Origin of the sequence: Coleofasciculus sp. LEGE 07092 (assembly GCF_015207375.1) — a bacterium.
Classification (GTDB): Bacteria; Cyanobacteriota; Cyanobacteriia; order Cyanobacteriales; family Coleofasciculaceae; genus LEGE-07092.
The window spans coordinates 1-15,783 of record NZ_JADEWY010000046.1 but is presented as its reverse complement, the minus strand read 5'-3'; the positions used below and the strand labels follow the sequence as shown (position 1 = coordinate 15,783).

Here is a 15,783-nt window from a genome sequence, read left to right as displayed (position 1 = left end):
AAAATTGATTAACTTGTCAGGTAAGCAGACTCGCTAATAACTTGCAGCAGTTCTATGGAGCGGGAGCGGGAGAAGTAACTAAAGTGTCTTCAGAAACAGTACCAATTTGGATGCTGTAACCTGCGGAGAAAGTATTAGCTTGCTCTTGAGCGCGCTCGTTATCTTCTACTGCATCAAGGGTAAAGCCAGCCGGATCACCAAGACCAGTCAGACTAATTACGCCCGCAGTACCAATAGCAAAAGCCGAGTTTTGTAAACCATTGTCATTAGTGCCATCGTAGTTAAACGCAGCAGCAGCAGCATTTTCTTTACCAACGGCAGCAGAAACAGCTACGCCACTAACTGCACCCTCGCCAGTCACAGTGAAAGCTGCGGCACCGGCGACACCACCTTCACCCGCACGAGCAACAGAAGTGAAACCAACAAGACTAGCAAAAGTAGCAGCAAGAGCAACGGAAACTTTAATGGCTTGGGAGTTCATGGGATATTTTTTCTCAAAAAATAGGGTGGAATTAACTAGTTTGGGTTTATTTTCAGAAGGTGCAAACCTTAGTTCTGTAAGCGCTTGCGTCTCTCGAATTGACCCTTAATTCCAAAGTAAAGGATTTTAAGTAAAATTTAAACGCCCTACAACGGCGATCGCTTCTAGAAATTCATACTTTTCAATTCAGACTCCCGCCTCTGCTAGCCCACTATGATTACCCAACTCCCAAAAAAATAGGAACGTTCTCAAAATTAAATTATTTCAAAAATTGCCTAGAGTCGGTTCAGGGAATTGGAGTTGACAAAATAGTAAAACTATGAATAAGGGTACGGCATTGCCGTACCCCTACCGTTGCGAGAAAACCTTTACAGCCTATGCATCTTCAGGTTCAACTCGTCCGTAAAAGATACCCCGAATCAATACCTCTTCAGGATCGTCAGCACCTAAATCAGTATCTGAAGGCTGTTCGCTCTCAAATGTACCAGCAATTTCTCCGGTATAGCTATCAACCTTAGCAACTTGAAGAGACATCTTCCCGTTGCGAACCTCAAAGCGTTTAACATTAGAACGAGCAAGTTCTGACGAATCTGCTTGAGCTGGCAGAGCGATCGCGTTATCATAGCCGCTAGCAACACCGCGACCCTTCGGATCGAGGAAAACAGAACCTCGGTAGGAAGGAACCCTAAACTCACCCTCAAAGTCTGTGGATGCGTTGACGCTAGTCATGTTCGGTTGAGACTTCGCCTCTAAACTCTTAATGGTAAACAAGAATGGGACTTGCTCACCTCCAGGTAACTGAACGGTAATGGCTTGGAAGTCAATTCCCTCTTCTTCGGCAAAGATAAGGCTGCCATCTGCTCCAGACTTTAACGCTCCTCGAACTTGGTCGAGACTGGAAGTCGATCTTGTCAAGATCTTAGCTGGAATATATTCTGCCTCTTGCCGCTTATTAGTCGGTTCTTCCTTTACAAAGAAGCTTGTTGGCTGCAAACACAGATCTACGAGTTTATAGGATTTATCAGACTCGATGTCAATGGAACCGCGAGTCGTTTCCGATAACTGTGGACAAAGATTTGCCAACCCCGTATTTCTGATTTGTTCATACGTTAGCTGATTAGTACTGGTAGCCGTTGCAGGCCCTTCACTACAAGCTGTTAGCACCCCCAGACACAAAGCCAGGAAGGTAACAATAAAAGCGCGATACCTCATGGTCAACCTCAATTGTCAATCTCTAGATCTGAAAATTTTTGTTAGGGTGATTCGTGAATTGGGTTTTTGGTGAATTGGAGTGAAATAGCAACCGTTTTCAAGACATCAAAAACTTTTACCCCCTTTTCACTCCACACCAGGGGATATAGTGGGACACCTACCCACCCTCGGCGATCGCTAATCCTGTGGCACTGCTCCTAGGGCAGCAATGTTTCTAGTACGACACCGAATGCATGAACTAATGGTTTTCTTTAGAGCATTGTACACGGGAAGTGTCACATTTACTCGCAAGATCGAGCTTTGACAAGCGTCACCTGGTAAGTCAATATTCTGGTGTGCCATTCCCCAACCTGATGGAAGCGGTTATTGTAATCTTTGATTCAACCGTGGTCGTTTACATTGAAGATTATGAACCTTGAAGAGGAGTCGGGGGATTTACTAGTCAAGCTGCAAACCCTCAAGGCAGATATTGGGGCATTAGCCAAGAGCTATGAAGAAGACAGTCTAGCTTTGTTAGCCCTACTGCGTACTTTAGAGCAATCCCACCGCGATATTCGAGAAAACTTGTTCCAAGGCTCGTTGCCGAGAAATCGACGAGTGTTCTATGCGCTGCTCAAAGATATTGAAGAATCGGGCGGCTGGCCCTATATTGAGCGGATGAAGCTGCGAACCATCCTAGAAAGCTTTTCCAAGCCCGAAGCCTCTAACGGAGAACCTGAAAGCGATCGCTACTTAGACTGAGGGAAACAGACAATAAGGATGTTCCCCCTCCTCCGTAGATTCTGTAACCAATCAAGACACGCAGCATTACAAATGTTACAATCCTGCCGTCAGTCTTGAGACTTTACCAAATTTGTTATAAGGGTTGTCATGAATTCAATTAAGTTCGGGACAGATGGCTGGCGAGGTATCATTGCCGCCGATTTCACCTTCGAGCGCGTAGCATTAGTTGCTGGGGTGGCAGCAAAAGTTCTGGCAGATACCTATGGCGAAACCACCAATAGCCGTAAAATTATCGTGGGTTATGATCGGCGCTTCATGGCAGAAGACTTTGCCAAAACGGTGGCTGAAACCGTTCAAGCTGCTGGATTTGACGTGCTGCTATCAGAAAGTTACGCCCCAACCCCCGCCTTTAGTTGGGCAGCGAAACAGCAAAATGCCTTAGGAGCCTTAGTCTTAACTGCTAGTCACAACCCTGCGACTTACTTGGGATTGAAAGTTAAAGGAGCCTTTGGCGGCTCGGTTCCTCCAGAAATCACTCAAAAGATAGAAGCCCAACTAGCCGATCCCCCAACTGCTGCCCAAACCCCCGGCAGTTTACAGATGTTTGAGCCTTGGCAGAGCTACTGCGATGCACTGCGGACTAAAGTTGAGATTACTCAGATTCAGGAGTTGATAAACCAAGGGAAACTGACGGTATATGCCGATGTGATGCACGGAGCCGCAGCCGGCGGCTTAAACAAAATTCTGGGTGTACCGATTCAGGAAATCAACAGCTCACGAGATCCCTTATTTGGAGGTGGTGCCCCAGAACCCCTGCCTCGTTACCTTTCTGAGCTATTCCGCACGATCCGAACTCATCGACAACAAGCAGGGGACGCTTTAATTGTCGGGTTGGTGTTTGATGGAGATAGCGATCGCATTGCTGCCGTCGATGGTGAGGGAAACTTCCTAAGTTCCCAAATTCTCATTCCCGTTTTGATCGAGCATTTGGCAGAGCGACGTCAGTTCCAGGGAGAAATAGTCAAAACGATCAGTGGCTCTGACTTAATTCCCCGCATTGCCCAACTGTATCAGTTACCCATCCATGAAACTCCTATCGGCTATAAGTATATTGCCGACCGAATGCTATCGGCTCAAGTTTTGCTAGGTGGCGAAGAATCGGGAGGAATCGGCTACGGCACCCACATTCCTGAACGAGACGCCTTGCTTTCAGCGCTGTATCTCCTGGAAGCGATCGCTCAATCGGGTATGGATGTGAGCGCACTCTACCGACGCCTACAAGAACGTACAGACTATACCTCTGCCTATGATCGCATTGACTTACATTTGGCAAATATGGATGTGCGATCGCGCTTGCTAAACGAATTACAAACTCAACCTTTAACTGAAATTAACTCTCAAGCCGTCATCAATTGTCTAACCATCGACGGCTACAAATTTCGGTTAGCCGACAATAGCTGGCTACTGATTCGCTTTAGCGGCACCGAACCCGTCTTACGACTCTACTGCGAAGCCGCTACCCCTGAACAGGTACGTCAAACCCTCAATTGGGCAAAAGATTGGGCAAATTCTATTTCTTAGGTGGTTATTTGTCATTCGTCCTTTGTGATCTGAAAAACTAATGACCAAACTAGTTGTAGCTACAGGAAATCCCGGTAAACTGCGGGAGATGCAGGCGTACTTGACAGATTTGGGGTGGGAATTGCAGCTCAAACCACCTGAACTTGATATTGAGGAAACTGGCGATACGTTTGTTGAGAATGCTCGTTTGAAGGCATCAGAGGTAGCAAGGGTAACTGGGGAATGGGCGATCGCCGATGATTCGGGTTTGCAAGTCGATGCCTTACAGGGGGCTCCGGGTATTTATTCGGCACGCTATGGTAAAACTGATGCAGAACGGATCGAACGGTTGCTGGCAGAACTGGGAGATAAACCGAATCGGGGGGCGCAGTTTGTTTGTGCTGTAGCGATCGCTCGTCCTGATGGGGCGAGCGCTCTAGTCGTAGAAGGCATCTGCCGAGGCGAAATTTTGCGAACCCCTCGCGGTATAGGTGGCTTCGGCTACGATCCGATTTTTTATCTCCCAGAGCAAGGCTTAACGTTTGCTGAGATGGAGCCAGAAATCAAACAACGCTGCAGTCATCGTGGCAAAGCCTTTGAAGTACTCATCCCCCAGTTAAGCCAGCAACTCTAGGATTAGGAATTATGAAGAATGAAAAATTATATAACCTTCATAATTCCTAAAATCCTAATTTTTTAAACCGCTTCCAGATTCTTTTCTCCAGTTCGGATGCGGACGACTTGCTCGACGGGGCTGATGAAGATTTTCCCGTCGCCAATTTCACCCGTGCGAGCGGCGGCGATGATTTTGTCTACTACCATATCTACCTGGGCGTCTTCGACAACAATTTCCACCTTAAGTTTTTGCAAGAACTCGACGGTGTACTCAGAACCACGATAGCGTTCAGTCTGACCTTTTTGGCGACCAAATCCCCGAACTTCAGAAACCGTCATCCCGACGATGCCAGCGTTGACTAGGGCGATTTTAACTTCATCCAACTTAAAAGGTCGGATAATTGCTTCTACCTTTTTCAAGATCCTTGCTCCTCACTTGTTTTTCTATTCTTTATTTACCAGACCAGCATGACACTTTCTACACCCTCAAACGCGAAATTTTTGTAAATACCAATACCGTTTGCTATGGCGATCGCTTCAGGGATAGTCGTGTCTCTATTGGTTGCTAGGGCGTAGCTTACCATTCCCTCAGAAAATCTGCCTCTCTCCCCCGTGTCTCCTCTGTCTTCGGTGTCAAATTGTCTCACCTTCAGATCTAAATCTACTCCTGATGATAGGTAGTTAATTACCAAATCGTTTATTATAATAGGAAATATATCATAAGGGGCCTTAATGGTTTCGACGTGTTGGTGAAAGCCAACCTGTGATTCAGGTCGAGAGTGAGTCTCCTCTCGTAAATCAAAGGCTCAAACAAAAGTAACTGCGAATAACATCGTTTCTTTTGCTCGTAAGGCAGCACCTGTTGCTGCTTAATAACCTCTAATCAGGTTCGAGCGTCTGTAGTCTGACTCCGTTAAGGGCTATGGACAAAACCCCAACGGATGCGTTAGTAAGTTGCCTTTGGTCGGCTTACTAATTAAGACCTCACCAAAGCATCCTGTCATCCGGGATAATGGATGGTTCCCGCCCCGAGGGTTAGAAGGGCTAAACCTGTGAACGAGCGGAAGGTCAATACCCAGTGCGGACACGGGTTCAATTCCCGTAGGCTCCATAGTTTGGTTAAAACCACCTCATTCTTAAATCAATGAGGTGGTTTTTTAGTTCAAATGGGTGTGGGGCATGGGGTCTGGGGTGTAGTCAGGAATAATTTTCCCGACACCCAACTATCCGGATGAATGCTTAAGTTTTAGAAAAGGGTAATCAAGGTCATTAAAGCCTCTGTAAATTCACCAACAACTGTTGTGAGTGTCAGGAGCGAACTCTCACAACAGTTGTTGGTGGCTGAATCAATACAATGCAGTTGTAAAAGAAGCACGAAAACACGAGCAAGTTATGGTAATGCAACCTATATATGGTCATGGTTTCGGTGACAACCCAGCCATTGAAATGTCTCAGGAAGGATTGCGGTCTATCCTCAATCAGATTGAAACTGAACTACTTGAGAGTGAAGTTTACCGCCGTACAATGGCTGGGTTGCAAACCATGTTAGGAGAAGCATCCAACACCGCCCAAATTTTGGTTAAGGCAGTGGGGCGAGAAGCCGTCCGGTTAACGTTTCAGCAGTTTGCCAAACAATACAAAATCGTTCCTGTGACTGCCGAAGATGTCAATCAAGCCCAAGAGGAGGAATTAGACTTGTCTGAAAAAACAGACAATCCTTTAGAGGAGGTAGAGGTACAAGTCAATCTCACCGAAACCCTTACTGATGCAGTTGCAGCAACCCAACCATCGGGTTTGTTCAACAGAGCCATTGGCGAAACTAAACCGCGCAAAAAACCCACTAAGGCAGAGTTGGCAGCGCAAAAGTTAGCTCAAGAGAGAGAAGAATTGCTGCTGCAAGTGGGTCAAGAACTGCGACGAGCGCGTCAGGATCGGGCTTTAAGTGTAGAACAACTGCATCGTCAAACCTTAGTGCCAATTCATCAGATTGAGTCTTTAGAAGCCGGTCGCATCGACCATTTGCCAGAAGATGTTTACGTTCGTGGTTTCATCCGTCGCCTCAGCGAAGCATTAGGATTGAATGGTTCAGCGATGGCGGCTTCTGTACCGACACCCGATCCGGTCAGGTCTGTGATTCCCTCCTGGTATCATGATCCGTCAGATGTGGGATTTCAGTTTAATTCCATGCACCTGTATTTGGGCTATGCCGCTTTGATTGCCGGAGCTGTAGGAGGACTCAACTGGATGTCGCACCAATCAACACAAGAAACCGCCCTGCCCGAACCAACTACCCCTTCCAATACATCCGTTTCGCCAAAGGATGAAAGTACAAAACCAACTAGTAAACCTGGGATCAAATCCAGTCAAGGTGGTGTAAAAGCTGGAGCCGATATTGCTCCTCCGGAAGCACTGCTATTTTAGGAAGAAACCACAGGATAAGGGTTGGTTGACTGACAAAACTTGTAAGCAGAGGCTCAGAAAGTCCTCACCTTAGCCCTCTCCCTTGGGGAGAGGAAGAGGATCGATCAGCTCTCCACTCCTTCGGAGAAGCAAGGTACGCCCTTTAGGAGAGGGGTTGGGGGTGAGGGCGCTAAAATTTTGTCAGTCAACCCAGGGTATTTTAACCCGATGACCAGTATTTTTTATACTACCTTCTGCCTTTCCTTCTAATACCTATTTAACACTTTAATCCCGAAAAAGAATATAACTTCACAGAGTCTTAGCGAAAACCTCACCAAGTCCTAATAAATAGTGAGCTGAGACTATCCGTATTATGGGAATAATGAATATAGGATGATTAAGACTAAATTTAAAAAGACCTAAGTTTTTAACTTTCTGTTTTTTTGCACTCCTTTGTTGCAAAACTTCAGGTGATAAAGGTGCCTTTTCCATAGGGTTCATGATGAAGCTCTCGTGAAAAGGCAATCGCTTCTTTAGACGTTGCCAATTTATTCTTAACAAATCTATTAATCTCTTAATGGGTGACAGACGTGCCATATTTAATTTGCCAGTCCAATACACCGGATGAAATTAGCTACGAATTGAGCCTTGGTATTAACACCATTGGACGCGAAGAAAACAACAGCATTGTTGTCAGCCACGGGTATCTTTCCCGTTACCATTCTAAAATTGTTATTACTCCCGATCGTGTCATCCTCACTGACTTAAATAGCCTCAACGGAACCTTTGTAAATGAGTTAAAAGTAGACCACTGCGAACTTCAAGACGGGGACTTGATTCGGTTTGGTAATGTAGTTTTTGACTTTATCGAAACTCTTCAACCTCCCCAGCAAGAATCCCTAAATGATGAAACGACGCAGCTATCAATTATCAAGCAAGTCTCACCCGAACAAACCCGCATTGAAATACAAGATTTGCTGCATCCAGAGATGACTGAACGCTCGGTCTTGAAACTCCGGCAGCAGGATGCTCATCAGCGGCGAATCGATAAGTTACAAATTCTCCTAGAAGTTAGCAAACAGTTGTCTTCTCCTGAAGACCCCGATCGAATCCTACAGAAACTCCTCGACTTGCTGCTAGAGATTACCCATATCGATCGAGCGGCAATTCTTATGGTCAATCAGCGCACCAGAAAACTCGAACAAAAAGCAGTCAAGTGGCGGACAGGAATTCAGGCTGAAGCTCGTTTTTACAGTAAAAGAATTGTTAATTTTGTACGTTATCATGGCAATGCCATCTTAACAGATGATGCCTGTCTAGACAAGCTATTTGAAGATTCAGTTTCTATTCTTAAACAAGGGATTCATGCAGCGATGTGCGTTCCCTTGAAGCCTGGGCAGGATGTAATTGGAATCTTGTATGTTGATAATTTGTCGATGGCAGATGTTTACTCCGATGAAGATTTAGAATTTCTCACCTGTTTAGCCAACCAAGCGGCGATCGCTATTGAGAATGCCCGTCTCTACAAAAAGATGCAAGCCGAAGCCGTGATGCGGGATAAACTGGAGCGTTTCTTTCCCGAAGCCGTGAGTAGAAAACTCCGAGAAGAGGGCTATTTAGAGACTGTCGATACTGAAGTCACAGCTCTTTTTGCTGATATTAGTAGCTTCACCCAAATGTCCTCTATCATGGAACCACGCCAGGTGGTTGAGATGCTCAACGAATACTTTCAAGTTATGGTAGAAGAGATTGTATTTCCCTACGAAGGAACCTTAGAAAAATATATTGGCGATGCATTGCTAGCGGTTTGGGGTGCCCCTTATCAGAAAGACAATGATGTAGATCGGGCAGTTCATGCAGCCATTGAGATGCAGTGGGCAGTTCGCCGCTTGAATCAGGAGTGGGTTAAGCGCAAGCAGCAACCGATTAAAATCCACATCGGACTCAGTACCGGAAAAGTAGCAGCGGGGAATATTGGCTCTGCTAGACTGATTCAGTATGCCACGATTGGGGATACTACGAATGTGAGTAGCCGAATTTGTAGCGTTGCGAATGCAGGGGAGATATTAATTGCCAAAAGCACCTTTGATAAGCTTGGCAATCGAAACCTACCGATAGAAAAGCTATCGCCGGTGAGGGTTAAAGGAAAGAGTAAGCCCTTACAACTCTACCGCGTTCTCTGGGAGCAATTTCAATTAGTAGCAACTTCTGCTTGAACGTCCTGATAAGCTTCAATCATTCGCTGTGCGATCGCATTCCAGCTATAATTCCTCAATGCATAGTCCCTCGCATTGCTTCCCCGTCGCTTCTGTTCCCCATTATCAGCAAGCGCCTCCTGCAAACACTGCGTTAAGGCATCCACCTCACAAGCACAAACCCACCCAGCATCAGCATCACTGACATTTTCCCAGATATGAACTTGGTCAGAAATCAGGACAGGTGTTGCGGCAACCATTGCTTCTGCTACGGCAATGCCAAAGTTTTCGTAGTAAGATGGCAAAACAAACAAATCAGCCTCTTGTAGTAAAGTCTGTTTCAAGTTTCCATCCACAAAACCAGCGATCGCGGTATTAGATGAAAGAGGTGAATTCTTGATCTGTTCCCGAATCAAGTTTTCATAGGCGGGGTCTTGAGGATTAGCACCAGCAAGAACGAAGTGAAAATCAACTCCCTCACATAACAGCCTTTCCAGTGCTGGAATGAGCAGATTTAGCCCCTTTTTGGGGTCGATACGAGACATAAACAGCAGCAAAGGTCGTTGAGCAGGAATTTTCCATTTTGCCCGTGCCTCCCCCATCGGCAACTCTTTTGGCGGCGTTACTCCCAGTGGAATGACAATATCTTTGGTTAATGTGCCGAAACGTTCCGAAATTTTTGCCTCTTGCTGACTCGTAAAGTGAATTCCTGCTGCCCCAGCTAAATTAGGACGTTCCAGCAGAAACCCATAAAGTTGTTTCAATGCCCATTTCTTCTGCAAATCCGCTGGGTCAAGTGTACCCAAAGGACGCAACAGGTAAGGCAACTGCCGCTGTCTGGCAATGGTTGCCGCCGCCGTACTGACTGGGGAAAAGAGGGCGTGGATATGGGCGAGGTGAAACTCTCTACTGTGAATCCACAACCAACGCAATAAATCAAGGGAAAATTTATAGCGCTGGAAGGGAGAACAGTGGAAGTACCGCACCTGATAGCCATCTTGCTGAACGGGCTTATCTAGGGGAACATCTAAGGGAGGTTGACCGATATCCCCATTCGAGTCTGTTGTTAAGACAGTGACCTCAACACCTTGAGACGCTAGTGCTTTGGAAAGTCCCAGAACCATCTGACTGGGACCGCCATAGACGAGGGAAATGGAAGGGACAATTTGTAGGATGCGCATTAATGATGAATGACTGCTTTATAAAAATCTAATAGCCGTCTTGCTAACGCCTTATTCGTATACTGGTTCATCGCCCGTTCATAACCCAATTCTGCTAGCTTCTGAGTTAACTCCGGTTGTGCCATCAGCGATACCAAGGCATTCCGTAACCCCTCTACATTCCCTTCTGGAAACACCAAACCCGCATCACCAATCACATTTGGGATTTCCCCAGAATCAGACCCAATCACCGGCACCTTCGACGCCATTGCCTCAATTAAAACATGACCAAACTGTTCCTTCCAGCCCGCAGCCGTTAAGGTTTTAAATTTATAGGTTGTTTCCGAAGGCAGGACTAAGGCATTCATCAGGTTGATGTAGCGAGGCACTTGATCATGGGGAACACTTTCAACCCAAATTATCTGGTCTTTGATACCCCACTCCGTTGCTTTTTCCATCAACACGGACTGTAAGGAACCGCGCCCTAGCAACAACCATTTCCAAGGATGTTCTTTTATCCCAGCAAGAGCTTTACCCAGCGTCAGCAATCCTTTTTCTTCAACAAATCGCCCCACAAACCCCACTACAAATTCATCTGGCTGAATTCCCAATTGTTGTTTCAATTCCGGCTGCGGTTGTGGACGGAACCGACTCTCATCTACACCCAACTGGGGCATCACGATAAATTCACCGTTATAGCCATGCAGCTTAAGTACCTCCGCAGCATCCTGATTTCCAGCAACCAGTCCGTGGGTATTGTGCAGGTTATACGTGTGTAGCACCGATAGGGGAAATTTTACCTCGTAGGGCAGATTCCACCAGGTAAAAAATATAGTTTTTGCTTTCAGTCCCAATAGTTGGTTCAAGGCAATTAACTGAGCATAACCTAATGCCTTAGCACCTTGTTCTACCTGAATAATCTGGGGGCGAAACTGCCGCAATAAAGGAATGATATCCGCCCCAAAGGTGAGTAACCCCTGGTTATTTTCACTAAAGTTAGAAACAGGCACTACCCGAAACGACCCTTCCTGAAGCGGTTGGGTTTCAATAATCTTGTTCTGAACACCACCCGGACGCCAACGGCGTGGCACCACTACAGTCACTTCAATATTGGGTTCCAAACGAGCCAATTCTCGAAGCTTTTCACGGTTGAGGTCAACGATATAGGTGTGGCTGACAACTAAAATTTTCATGGGTTTTGCCATTTTGAATAGTGAATGGCTTACTGACTGACTGGTGCCGTACTAGCTATCGGCGGTGTTGGTGCTTCTTTATCTAGTTGGGTGTAAATTTGCCCCTTATCCCAACTCGACTTTACTAATGTACTAAGGGCATCAAGAAAGCCCAAGCTGTAGAAACCAGCACGACTGATTATTTTAATCGGAGAACCACTCTTGTTACAGGGGGGATTTCCAAGAACATGGCAATCAAACAGTTTGGCAAATAAGTGCAACTGCTGGGTGAGGGTGAGGTTTTTCATTGCCATCAGGAAATGATTGTGATAAAAAGTCATCTGATATTTAAGCGATCGCGTGCTGATGTCGTGACATCCCCCTGTCTCCTCCCCTAAATGCACCAAATAAGCATCGGGATCATACCAAATGTGGTAGCCTGTTTTACGCGATCGCAGACAAAAATCTGACTCCTCCCGCACGGCACTCCCCCGAAATCGCTCGTCAAACCATATCCCATACTGGGTAAAGATTTCGCGACGGTAAGACATATTGCAGCCCCTTGCCGAGATGACTCGCTGGGGCTTAACGGTATGAACCAAGTCAATGTAGTACCATGCTATTCCGGGGTCCATTGCTTGGGGGGGTAAATCCTCAATCGTATAGGGAGAATCCCCTTTGTTTGCCCATTGGGAATCTGCCAGTTTCATCCTATCGAACACTCGCCCAGCAACTGCCCCAACCTCATGTCGCTGGTAGTTTCGAGCGTGCGCCTGTAGATATCCGGCTGGCATTTTGATGTCATCATCTATAAACACCATAATTTCCCCAGATGCCCGCCGCACTCCATAATTACGCGCTCCAGGTAAGCTAGCCCAATCGACACGAAACCAGGTAATTTTTCGATCATTCGCTAACTGTTCCAAATAAGCTTGGATTTCCGGCTTGTGGGTGGGAGTTTGATCCACTACTAGCACTTCAAAACACGGATACTCCTGTTTAAGTACGTCGTCAAGGGTATCTCGCAAGGGTTCTTCGCGACTATAGGTGGGAATAATTACGGAAAGTGAGGGCAACGTCATAGTAGGTGATTAAGTTGGGTGAAATTTGCCAAGTGACATTGGCACTAAACGGAATGTTTCGGAATTTTTTGGGTGAGTTTCTTTACCAAAATTTCGAGTTGAATGAAAGCTAGCACGTAGAGTGTTAACAGTACTGTTGTAGCAAGAATCGAGACTAAAAGCCTAGGATAAGGAGCTAAACTCATTTCTCGCCCTAGGTAAGGCAGTATTAGAAAAAGTAAGGGCTGGTGAATGAGATAAATTTGATAGGAATAAAATCCCATCCGTGAAAAAATATCTCTAGGGCTAATTTTTTCTAGATTTATTCGTTTAAATAGCCAGTGTATGCCGATAAAAAATAGGGGTGTAAATGCCATATCAAAGCCAATTTTGTAGGCAAAATCAATATCTTTGACAATTAAATAAAAATAAAGGAAAGCCCCCAAGATAAAACTCAAGCTTGATATAGCTAGGTCAATTTTTCTAAATTTTTGTTGTTCAAAATAAATAAATCCCCAATATAATCCAAGACCTAATTGAAAAAAGTAGCTCCCTAAAAAATTATTTTGCAACAGGAACCAAAAAACATCGAAATCCCTGTAGAACAGCAAACAAGCAATTTTTGTTATCAAGCCTCCCAAAATCCCCAAGATTAGTATGAGCTGGGGTTTACTTTGGCAAAAAGAAAAGATAAGAGGGATAACTAAATAAGCCTGTAGAATGACTGAAAAAAACCAAAAGCCGGGATTAATCGTTTTAAATCGCTCGTAGCTTGGCAAGCCTATCACAATCCCTATAAAATCTTGAAAAGATTTAATTTCTATCTCTCGAAATAGGTAATACAGTAGCAAGGTAACACCTATAGCCAACCAGTAGGTTGGATACAGCCGACTTAATCGTTTGAGTAGCCATGACTTCCAATCGACTTGCACCAGGGGACTGAGTTGACGCGATTGCATCCGAGATGCCAAAGAATAGCTGGTGTTGAACCCAGCGATAACCAAAAAGATATCTACGGCAGCATATCCCCAACGGGCACCATTTCTATATAAATTTTGAACGAGTTCAATTCGATCGGGGTAATTTTGAAAAAAATGAAATGAAATAATCCCTAAAATTGCCAACCCTTTGAGCTGGTCAATCCAAGGCAGGTGTTTTTTGGAAGTGGTTTTTTTGCTAGACATTTAGCTAAGATAGATGATTGCATCAACTGACATGACTAGAGTTAGAGGTATCTATAAACAGCTCCACTTAATCCCCTCCTAATGAGAGGTGATAGCAACGGCTTTGGTTTTACTCCCCTTGAGCTTTCGTTGCTTTTTAGGTTTAAAGTTCTCGAACTGAGCTAGTTTTAGTTTTTCTTGTTCCTGCTTATCTAGTTCTGGCAATTTTAAAGCAACCCCAGCAAAGAACCAGTAATAGACAGCCACTGGATCAACATCAAGAGGGTAGTAATAGGTGTTGTAACTAATAATCAAAATAAAAACCCAAAAACTTGCCCCGAAGCTGCGCAGGTTTGGCTCCCGGATCGAGCGGTAACTCTTGAAGGTAATCACGGTAAGACTGGTGACAACAGCGAGGAAGGCAATCGTACCCAAATAACCCACTTCATACAGCACCTTGGGATAGTAGGTTTCAACAAGCTGGATTTTACCGAAGCTACGGGCAGAATTGGTGGCACGTCCCAAGCCTTTTCCGAGAAGTCCTGGCTCATTGCCGATCGCCCAATCAAATTGCTCTTGAATAAAGGCATATGGAGGTGAAGCATTCCAGCGACCAATGAAGCTATCTATTCGTTCCTGAACCACTTGGGGATTCTGGGCGGCAGCAATAGTCAACACTAAACCTAGTCCCACCCCAATCGGGATAAATCGTTTGAGGTTTGTGACTTGACCGGTCAGAAGCAAAAGGATAGCAATTACCGCTGGCACCAGTGCTAGAGCGATGCGCTGACCACAGATAACGGCGTTGACAAAGACTGCTGCCATACCAACCATGCCGCCAATTCGCCAGACGGGAGAGGGATCGCTAAAGGCAGTGGCAAAGGTTAAAAAAGCGTTGCCAATTAGAAACCAAGACCACTGCCAAGGGGCAACAAAGGTTCCTGGTAAGCGAATTACCCCTTGAGAGGGACTGTATAGCAATGCTCCTCCGACTAAGCACTTAGCATCTAGAGTGGCTTTAAACAATTGGTCTCCTGAGAGATGGTCGGTGCCCTGACATCGACCTGTTTTGAGAAACATATATTGAACAAAGCCAAGGGCGCAGCAGATGAGGACGAGAACTAAATGGAGGCGTGCGGTAAAGAGCAACTCCTTCTTAGTACGGATTAGGTAGTAGGCACAAAAAATTAAGGGTATATATCCGACAAACACTTTGAACCCTAAAATTCCCATTGCCAAGGGTTTTTCTACATCACCAGTCTCTAGCTGCTGAGAACCGTTAACAAACAGCAGAGTGATTAAACAGAGAAGAAATAAAATGACTACGCTGGGCTTCAGCCCGTTGGAAATCATGATGGGTAGATTTTTTCGCTGACATTCCAGAAGGAGGGCAATCAGTGCGGGAATGTAGAAAGCATCTTTGGCTAACTGGAGTACCGGACTGGCATTAGCACCACCAATGGTATAAATAACGGTGCCAGAAAAGGGCAGATAGATAAGAAATGCCCAAAGTGCTTTGCGAGGATATTTGTAGCAAATAACTAGACAAGCGATCGCAGCTCCGGCTAATATACCCAGCTTGGGTTCAGTCGCGAAGGAAAGAATCACACCGATGAAAGCTGACGCCAATACCGTTAGGGTTATGAAAGTGATGGCAGCTTGAAGTTGCTGCCGTGCCTTACGCTTTTGAGCTAACTGCTCCTTGCGACTGAGAATAGGAGCATCAGACTCCTTTGACTGCTGTTTGCGTTTCTTTGATTTTTTTGATTGAGATTTCAATTTAACCATGGCAAAGCCGCCGCGCTGCCCGTACCTCTCGATTTTGGCATATCTCAAAAAGTGACAAGGGAGAAAAGAGGACTTTTGATTCAATGTGGGTAATTGTCCCATCCCCTCGATAAAATCGTCAAAAGACCAATAGCCAAGCAATAAGCTGAGTTCCCCCTGCCACCTGAACCGGAAAACTAGATGTGTAGCCGCGTATTCCAGCCCCAACCCCCATGGCAAGTCCACCCCGACCCTGAAACTGTCCCTTATACAC

Annotated in this window: 14 protein-coding genes and 1 other RNA gene; 6 read left to right on the top strand and 9 right to left on the bottom strand. The window is 45.6% G+C overall.

The annotated features are described in order from the left end of the window. Positions 1 to 52 precede the first annotated feature (52 nt). Both IQ257_RS13295 and IQ257_RS13290 read right to left on the bottom strand, forming a co-directional pair. On the bottom strand, positions 53 to 481 hold the full coding sequence (locus IQ257_RS13295) for a hypothetical protein (RefSeq protein ID WP_193878647.1): 429 nt from the start codon (positions 479 to 481) through the stop codon (positions 53 to 55). Positions 482 to 856: 375 nt separating this feature from the next. Then, positions 857 to 1,693, bottom strand: a complete 837-nt coding sequence (locus IQ257_RS13290) for a photosystem II manganese-stabilizing polypeptide (RefSeq protein ID WP_193878645.1) — start codon at positions 1,691 to 1,693, stop codon at positions 857 to 859. Between the two features lie 408 nt (positions 1,694 to 2,101). On the opposite strand from IQ257_RS13290, the gene IQ257_RS13285 reads away from it, so the two are divergent. The 3 genes from IQ257_RS13285 to rdgB all read left to right on the top strand — a co-directional run bounded on the left by IQ257_RS13285 (position 2,102) and on the right by rdgB (position 4,610). Next, complete coding sequence (locus IQ257_RS13285; RefSeq protein ID WP_193878643.1) at positions 2,102 to 2,434, top strand: hypothetical protein; 333 nt, start codon at positions 2,102 to 2,104, stop codon at positions 2,432 to 2,434. Between the two features lie 129 nt (positions 2,435 to 2,563). Further along, entirely contained in the window at positions 2,564 to 3,997 is a 1,434-nt protein-coding gene (locus IQ257_RS13280) for a phosphoglucomutase/phosphomannomutase family protein (protein ID WP_193878641.1), read from the top strand. Positions 3,998 to 4,037: 40 nt separating this feature from the next. Further along, a complete protein-coding gene (gene rdgB, locus IQ257_RS13275) occupies positions 4,038 to 4,610 on the top strand; it encodes an RdgB/HAM1 family non-canonical purine NTP pyrophosphatase (RefSeq protein WP_193878639.1) in 573 nt (190 codons plus the stop codon). 62 nt (positions 4,611 to 4,672) lie between these two features. Here rdgB and IQ257_RS13270 read toward each other — a convergent pair whose 3' ends face one another. Both IQ257_RS13270 and IQ257_RS13265 read right to left on the bottom strand, forming a co-directional pair. Beyond that, positions 4,673 to 5,011 carry a P-II family nitrogen regulator gene (locus IQ257_RS13270; RefSeq protein WP_193878637.1) on the bottom strand — a complete coding sequence of 113 codons (339 nt, stop codon included), beginning with the start codon at positions 5,009 to 5,011 and terminating at the stop codon, positions 4,673 to 4,675. A gap of 35 nt (positions 5,012 to 5,046) precedes the next feature. Next, positions 5,047 to 5,283, bottom strand: a complete 237-nt coding sequence (locus IQ257_RS13265) for a hypothetical protein (protein ID WP_193878635.1) — start codon at positions 5,281 to 5,283, stop codon at positions 5,047 to 5,049. A 31-nt stretch (positions 5,284 to 5,314) separates the two neighbouring features. Between IQ257_RS13265 and ssrA the strand changes: the two genes are divergently transcribed. The 3 genes from ssrA to IQ257_RS13250 all read left to right on the top strand — a co-directional run bounded on the left by ssrA (position 5,315) and on the right by IQ257_RS13250 (position 9,207). Next, positions 5,315 to 5,705, top strand: a transfer-messenger RNA (tmRNA) gene (ssrA, locus tag IQ257_RS13260). Between the two features lie 191 nt (positions 5,706 to 5,896). Further along, on the top strand, positions 5,897 to 7,012 hold the full coding sequence (locus tag IQ257_RS13255) for a helix-turn-helix domain-containing protein (protein WP_322744313.1): 1,116 nt from the start codon (positions 5,897 to 5,899) through the stop codon (positions 7,010 to 7,012). Between the two features lie 569 nt (positions 7,013 to 7,581). Beyond that, the gene (locus IQ257_RS13250) at positions 7,582 to 9,207 is read left to right on the top strand and encodes an adenylate/guanylate cyclase domain-containing protein (protein ID WP_193878633.1); all 1,626 of its coding nucleotides are present in this window, start codon (positions 7,582 to 7,584) and stop codon (positions 9,205 to 9,207) included. On the opposite strand, the gene hpsP is transcribed toward IQ257_RS13250, so the two are convergent. The 5 genes from hpsP to hpsL all read right to left on the bottom strand — a co-directional run bounded on the left by hpsP (position 9,183) and on the right by hpsL (position 15,530). Then, positions 9,183 to 10,367 (bottom strand): hormogonium polysaccharide biosynthesis glycosyltransferase HpsP, encoded by a 1,185-nt coding sequence (gene hpsP / locus IQ257_RS13245; protein WP_193878631.1) that lies wholly within the window; start codon positions 10,365 to 10,367, stop codon positions 9,183 to 9,185. The two genes, IQ257_RS13250 and hpsP, sit on opposite strands and share 25 nt — an antisense overlap. Beyond that, positions 10,367 to 11,539, bottom strand: coding sequence for a hormogonium polysaccharide biosynthesis glycosyltransferase HpsO (hpsO, locus tag IQ257_RS13240; RefSeq protein ID WP_193878651.1), 1,173 nt, complete (start codon positions 11,537 to 11,539; stop codon positions 10,367 to 10,369). Before hpsO ends, hpsP begins: the two co-directional genes overlap by 1 nt. A 29-nt stretch (positions 11,540 to 11,568) precedes the next feature. Further along, the gene (gene hpsN, locus IQ257_RS13235) at positions 11,569 to 12,600 is read right to left on the bottom strand and encodes a hormogonium polysaccharide biosynthesis glycosyltransferase HpsN (protein WP_193878629.1); all 1,032 of its coding nucleotides are present in this window, start codon (positions 12,598 to 12,600) and stop codon (positions 11,569 to 11,571) included. Between the two features lie 44 nt (positions 12,601 to 12,644). Next, positions 12,645 to 13,763, bottom strand: a complete 1,119-nt coding sequence (locus IQ257_RS13230; RefSeq protein ID WP_193878627.1) for an acyltransferase family protein — start codon at positions 13,761 to 13,763, stop codon at positions 12,645 to 12,647. Positions 13,764 to 13,841: 78 nt separating this feature from the next. Continuing rightward, positions 13,842 to 15,530, bottom strand: coding sequence for a hormogonium polysaccharide biosynthesis protein HpsL (hpsL, locus tag IQ257_RS13225; protein ID WP_193878649.1), 1,689 nt, complete (start codon positions 15,528 to 15,530; stop codon positions 13,842 to 13,844). Positions 15,531 to 15,783 lie beyond the last annotated feature (253 nt).

Coding starts and splice junctions, on each gene's coding strand:
- rdgB (WP_193878639.1), top strand. CDS start 4,038: ATGACCAAACTAGTTGTAGCTACAGGAAATCCCGGTAAACTGCGGGAG.
- hpsN (WP_193878629.1), bottom strand. CDS start 12,600: ATGACGTTGCCCTCACTTTCCGTAATTATTCCCACCTATAGTCGCGAA.
- IQ257_RS13230 (WP_193878627.1), bottom strand. CDS start 13,763: ATGTCTAGCAAAAAAACCACTTCCAAAAAACACCTGCCTTGGATTGAC.
- hpsL (WP_193878649.1), bottom strand. CDS start 15,530: ATGGTTAAATTGAAATCTCAATCAAAAAAATCAAAGAAACGCAAACAG.
- IQ257_RS13295 (WP_193878647.1), bottom strand. CDS start 481: ATGAACTCCCAAGCCATTAAAGTTTCCGTTGCTCTTGCTGCTACTTTT.
- IQ257_RS13290 (WP_193878645.1), bottom strand. CDS start 1,693: ATGAGGTATCGCGCTTTTATTGTTACCTTCCTGGCTTTGTGTCTGGGG.
- IQ257_RS13280 (WP_193878641.1), top strand. CDS start 2,564: ATGAATTCAATTAAGTTCGGGACAGATGGCTGGCGAGGTATCATTGCC.
- IQ257_RS13285 (WP_193878643.1), top strand. CDS start 2,102: ATGAACCTTGAAGAGGAGTCGGGGGATTTACTAGTCAAGCTGCAAACC.
- hpsO (WP_193878651.1), bottom strand. CDS start 11,539: ATGAAAATTTTAGTTGTCAGCCACACCTATATCGTTGACCTCAACCGT.
- hpsP (WP_193878631.1), bottom strand. CDS start 10,367: ATGCGCATCCTACAAATTGTCCCTTCCATTTCCCTCGTCTATGGCGGT.